Source organism: Methylorubrum zatmanii (assembly GCF_014845115.1).
Lineage (GTDB): Bacteria > Pseudomonadota > Alphaproteobacteria > Rhizobiales > Beijerinckiaceae > Methylobacterium > Methylobacterium zatmanii.
The window spans coordinates 1-5,841 of record NZ_NKUI01000036.1; the positions used below are offsets into that span (position 1 = coordinate 1).

The 5,841-nt window shown below is 68.4% G+C and carries 3 protein-coding genes; 2 read left to right on the forward strand and 1 reads right to left on the reverse strand.

Annotated features, from left to right (window positions below; translation table 11 throughout):
* The first annotated feature begins 364 nt into the window (after window positions 1-364).
* Window positions 365-2,701 (forward strand): PAS domain S-box protein, encoded by a 2,337-nt coding sequence (locus tag MZTS_RS04675; RefSeq protein ID WP_009867046.1) that lies wholly within the window; start codon window positions 365-367, stop codon window positions 2,699-2,701.
* Between the two features lie 57 nt (window positions 2,702-2,758).
* Here the strand turns inward: MZTS_RS04675 and MZTS_RS04680 are convergent, their stop codons facing one another.
* Window positions 2,759-3,568 carry a Crp/Fnr family transcriptional regulator gene (locus tag MZTS_RS04680; RefSeq protein ID WP_246481995.1) on the reverse strand — a complete coding sequence of 270 codons (810 nt, stop codon included), beginning with the start codon at window positions 3,566-3,568 and terminating at the stop codon, window positions 2,759-2,761.
* 507 nt (window positions 3,569-4,075) lie between these two features.
* Here MZTS_RS04680 and MZTS_RS04685 point away from each other — a divergent pair.
* On the forward strand, window positions 4,076-5,841 hold a 1,766-nt coding region (locus MZTS_RS04685), incomplete at its 3' end, for a sensor histidine kinase (RefSeq protein WP_192282168.1).

The window sequence follows — 5,841 nt, forward strand, 5'->3', positions numbered from 1 at the left end:
TTTGTCCCTGACTCTTAGTGATCGTATTCCGTCCATCCGGCACCATAGGAGGGTGAGGATCGAAGATTGACAGACCATGTTCCGTCGAACCGCCGCCGATATCTCCGTCGGCCCCGCCTACGCTAACATGGCCGATGCGCGCTTGTGCCGAGGTTCGAGCACCGTCCGGCCGTGGGAGCGACCGCAAGGGATGGTATCGCCGCCCTCGGCCGTCGAAACCATGCGGGTTCCCACGGCGGAAGGACGTTTCCTTCGGCCCGGCGCGCCCTGATCTGCATCCAGCCTCGACCGTGGGAGAACGACCCGGCATGTCTCGACAGGGCGCAGGTTCTGGCGACGTGCGACGCGGGCAGGAGTGCGTCCGATGACCCTCTGTGCGGCCAGCCTCGACACCGCACCGATCCTCTCGGCCGATCTCCTCGCGGTAAAGCAGATCGCGGCGATACCGGCGATGCTGGAGATCATCTGCCGCTCCACCGGCCTGGGCTTCGCCGCCGTCGCCCGGGTGACCGATGACGACTGGATTGCCTGCCGGGTTCAGGATGAGATTGGCTGCGGCATCACCGCCAGCGACACGCTGCGTGCCGAGACGACGCTCTGCGACGAGGTTCGCCGCCTCCGACGGCCGATCGTCATCGACGATGTCCTCGCGGACAAATCCTACCGCGATCATCCGGCACCGGAGCGGTACGGTTATCGCAGCTACATCTCCTTCCCGATCCTGTGGGCGGACGGAGACGTCTTCGGAACCCTCTGCGCCCTCGGACCGGACCCGGCCAAGCTCGATACTCCGGGCATTCGGGGCATGTTCCGGCAATTCGCGAACCTGATTGGCCTGCACCTCGACGCCGAGCGCAAACCGACCGTGGCGGGGCTCCGCCTCCGCGAAGAGGCGGGGGCGGCGAGGGAGCGAAACGCCATCCTAACCGCTCTGATCGAGCATCTGCCGATCGGCGCCGGCCTGTTCGCGTCGGACGGCCGGGCGCTCGTGACGAATGCCGGCCTGCGTCGCTTCCTGACACAGGACCGCCCGCTCTCCGCCGACCGCGATGGACGCGTGTACTGGACCGGAAACGCAGCGGGAGACGGTGATTCCGCAAGGCCGGACGACCCGTTCACGCGGGCCCTGCACGGGGAAACCGTCATCGGTGCGCACGTCCTTCGCCGGATGGAGGACGGCGCCGACCACTGGAATCGGGTCAGCGCCCTGCCGGTTCCGGGCGACCCGGGCGGAACCGGCCGGTGGGCATCGGCCAGCGGGGAGGAGCCCGCCGTCATCCTCCTCGTCGAGGAGAGGCAGGAGATCAAGCGGACGGAGGACGCGCTGCGACAGAGCGAGGCCCGTCTCCAGGCCGCCATCGATCTGGCAGGGTTGTCGTCCTATAGCTGGGATCTGGAGAAGGGTACGCTGCTCTGGGACACGCGTCTCAAGGCGATGTGGGGCCTCACGCCGGAGGCTTCCATCGATCAGGAACTCTGGCTGTCCGCGATCCACGCCGAGGACCGGCCGCGGGTAGAGGAGGCGATCGCCCGCTGCCGCGATCCTTCGGGCGACGGCATCTACCACGTCGAGTATCGGGTCATCGGGATCGGCGACGGGATCGAGCGCTGGGTCTCCAGCCATGGCCGCACCCTGTTCGAGGACGGTCGGCCCACCGGCTTCACCGGAGTGGCCCTCGACATCACGGAGCGCAAGCGGTCCGAGGCGAGCCTGCGCGAGAGCGAGGAGCGGTTCCGGCGCTTCGCCGAACACTCGACCAACGTCCTCTGGCTCGCCGATCTCGAGAGCCGGAGCGTCGACTACATCAGCCGCGCCTTTCAACCGGTCTGGGGCATGGCGCCGGAGGCGCTGGTCAGCATCGACCACTGGCTCGAGACGATCCACCCCGACGATCGTGACAGCGCCGACCGGACGGTGGAACGGGTCAGCGGGGGCGAACTCGTCGTGCTGGAATATCGCATCGTGCGTCCGGGAGACGGGGCGGTGCGACGGATCCGCGACACGTTCTTCCCGATCCGCGGCGAAGACGGCCGTATCCGCCGCATCGGCGGCATCGCCGAGGATGTGACGGGCCATACCGGTGCACGGGTCTACCTCGTCGCCGAGGACGGCGCGGCGCGGCAGGGGCTGATCGCCCTGCTTCAGCCGGCCGGCTACGAAATGCAGATCTTCGACAACGCGGCCGCTCTGGCGGAGGTCGCCGCCTCCCTGCAGCCCGGCTGCGTCGTCCTCGACATCGAGGCGGCGGGCCCGGACAGCCTCACTGTGGCACGCTCCCTCAAGGCCGAGCGCCTCAACCTGCCCGTGCTCGTGCTCGGCAGCAGCCATGGCGATGTCGGCGTCGGGGTCCGCGCCATGAAGGCCGGGGCCGTCGATTATCTCGAGAAGCCCTGGCAGCCCATGGCGCTGCTGACCGCCGTCGCCGCCACGCTCGCCGACCTGCGCACCGACACCGAGCGCAGCCGCGCCCACGACGAAACCAGGGCGCGCATCGCGGCTCTGTCCGCCCGGGAGCGGGAAGTGCTGGAAGGGTTGCTGGCGGGTGGCACCAACAAGACGATCGGTCGCGCCCTGGGCCTCAGCCCTCGGACCGTCGAGATCCATCGGTCCCATGTCATGGAGATTCTCGGGGCGCGGACCCTGCCGGAAGCCGTGCTGATGGCGGCCGAGGCGGGCGTGCGACCGACCACTATCCTCTGAAGCGCGACGACATCCCGGATCCGTCCTGCTGAGGCGCGAGACGTGGCCTTCGCCGGTTCAGGCGGCCGGGCGGTCTCCGGAGGCCGCGTGCAGCGGAACCGCGGCGGGTTCGAGATAGGATGCGTCGTATTCGGCGAGCGTGCTCAATCCGTCCGGCTTCAGAATCGTCAGCTTGCGGCCGGTGAGTTCGATCAGCCCATCGCGGCGCAGCTTCTGCATGACGCGGTTGATATGGACACAGGACATGCCGAGCGTGTCGGCGAGGTCGGCCTGCGTGATCGGGAAGCTGTACTGGTTCTCGGAGGCGAGACCGGCTTTCTGCAGGCGCATCAGCATCTCGCACAAGAAATGCGCCAGACGCTCGGGGCCGGAGCGGGATCCGAGATTCGTCACCCATTCGCGCAGGGTCGCCATCTCCGTCAGCTTCGCCATCCGCAGGGCGCGGGCGATGCGCGGGCGCCGCCTGATCAGATCCTCGTAATCGGCGCGCGGGATGGTGGTGAGCCGGCAGACCGTCAGCGTCGCCAGGGCACAATCCACCGGAAGGCGGAATTCGAGATCGAGATCGAACAGGTCGCCGGGCAGGAGATAAGCGGTGATCTGGCGCCGGCCGTTCGGCAGGAACTTGTAGCGGCAGGCGAACCCTTCGAGCACCAGGATCGCGCTGTCCGGAACGTCGGATTGATGCAGGATCGGTGTCTGCGCCGGGAAGCGGCGGCCTGCGGCTGCGAGGTCTTCCAGGGCGGCGTGGTCACTGGAGGTCAGGTCCACGAAAGAAGCCAGCTTGCGCGACAGGGGATCGATGCTCAGCCCTCCCGCAGAACCGTTGCGGAGCGTGTCCTCGGTCCCCGCGGAGAAGTCACGCAAATTCTGGGCTCTCGCATCATAGGCCGGCGGTCGGACCGCTGCCGACATGATCAGCGGGCCGTCGAGGCGATCCGGTCTGGTCTGCCGCATTCGCATTCAACACTCGATCGCATAGGCCGTCGCATTATGCAGGGTTCGCGGCACAGCGGCATCCGGCACCTACCTAAGGTGGTCTCCCATATCAGGGGTGCTGCGCCGCGTCGCTGCCCCATACCGATTGGGAAGCCGTGTCGTATCAAATCCGGTTGATCCCTTCGGGATGGCGGATGTGGGCTTCGCTCAAACGCCGCGCCGGCTGGCTGAGACGGAACCCGCTCCGATCAAGCGGATTCCGTGTCCGTCGCCGATGGCGTCGGGGAGCCTGGATCGATAACCTATAGCAATCTCGGGCGCATGCGTCCCGCCCGGCTGGCGTGTTCTCCTTCTCCCCGCACGCAGGGATCCGGCGGTACCCCTGCTCCAGACCGGGTGCGAACGAGAGACGACGGGTTCCGAGACGCGCTGACGATGATCCATACCGGCTACAATACGGCCCTGGTGGCGCTCTCGATCGCCATCGCCGTGCTGGCTTCCTACACGGCGCTCGACCTCGGCGGGCGCGTGCGTTCCTCTGCCTCCGGCCTGCGCTGGGTCTGGCTGCTCGGCGCCGCCCTGGCGATGGGCGGCGGCATCTGGTCGATGCATTTCGTGGGCATGCTGGCCTTCGAGATGGGGCTGCCCGCAGCCTATGACCTCGATGTCACGCTCGCCTCCCTGCTCATCGCCATCGGCGTCACCGGCGCCGCCCTGGCTTGGGTCGGCCGCAGCCGGGCCGGCCCCCGGGATGTGCTCATCGCCGGGCCGGTCATGGGGGTCGGGATCGCCTCCATGCATTACACCGGCATGGCCGCGATGCGGGTGCCCGGCCATTTCGCCTACAGCCTTCCGGTGGTGGCGCTCTCGGTCGGCATCGCCGCCGCTGCCGCCAGCGTCGCCCTCTGGCTCACCTTCAGGCCGACGAATGTCTGGCAGAAGATGGCAGCGGCCCTCGTCATGGGCATTGCCGTGGCCGGCATGCATTACACCGGCATGGCGGCGGCGACCTTCAGCGCCGAACAGGCCAGCGCCCACGCGGCGCATGTCGCCGCGACCCGTGTCGATCAACAGAACCTCGCCCTCTACGTGGCCGGGGCGACCTTCGTGATCCTGTTCCTCGCCATGCTCGCCTCGGCGGTCGATCAGCAGCGGATTCAGGAAGAGCTGCGGGCGAGCGAGGAGCGCTTCCGGGCAGCGGTGCAGGCGGTGCGCGGTGTGCTCTGGACCAACGATCCGCAGGGCCGGATGGCCGGCGAGCAACCGGGCTGGGCGGCGCTGACGGGACAAAGCCGGGACGAGTACCAGGGGTTCGGCTGGTCGGAGGCCGTTCATCCGGACGACCGGGAAGCCAGCATCGCGGCCTGGAACGCGACGGTCGCCGCCCGCCGCACCTTCATCCACGAGCACCGGGTGCGCGCCCGCGACGGCCTGTGGCGCCATTTCTCGATCCGCGCGGTGCCGGTACTCGACGCACACGGCGCCATCCGCGAATGGGTCGGCGTCCATACCGACATCACCGAGCAGCGTGAGGCGGAGGCCGAGCTGCGCGAGTCGAACGACGAGATCCAGCGCTACGCCTATATCGTCAGCCACGATCTGCGCGCGCCGCTCGTCAACGTGATGGGTTTCACCAGCGAGCTGGAGGCGACCCGCGAGGAGGTGCGCGCCCTGCTGCGCGACCATCCCCAGGCGCAGCGGATCGACGAGGAGATGGGCGAAGCTCTCGGCTTCATCCAGGCGGCGATCGTCAAGATGGAGCGCCTGATCGCGGCCATCCTGAAGCTGTCACGGGAGGGCCGGCGCCGATTCGCGCCCGAGCCGCTCGACATGACGGCCCTGATCCGCGGTATCGCCGACGCGCAGCGTCACCAGGCCGACCGCAGGGGCGCGACGGTGACGGTGGCGCAGGACCTGCCCGGGATCGTCGCCGACCGCCTCGCCATCGAACAGGTCTTCGGCAATCTGATCGACAACGCGGTGAAGTACCTCGATCCCGCCCGGCCCGGATCGATCAGGATCACGGCCAAGCCGGCTCCGGGCAATCGCGTCCGGTTCGCCGTCGCCGATAACGGCCGGGGCATCGCCCCGAAGGACCATGCCCGCGTCTTCGAACTGTTCCGGCGGGCCGGTGCGCAGGACCAGCCGGGGGAAGGGATCGGGCTCGCCAGCGTGAAAGCCCTGGTGCGCGCCCTCGGCGG

Bases quoted from the DNA above. Each gene is read 5' to 3' on its own strand.
- MZTS_RS04675 (WP_009867046.1), top strand. From the start codon at position 365: ATGACCCTCTGTGCGGCCAGCCTCGACACCGCACCGATCCTCTCGGCC.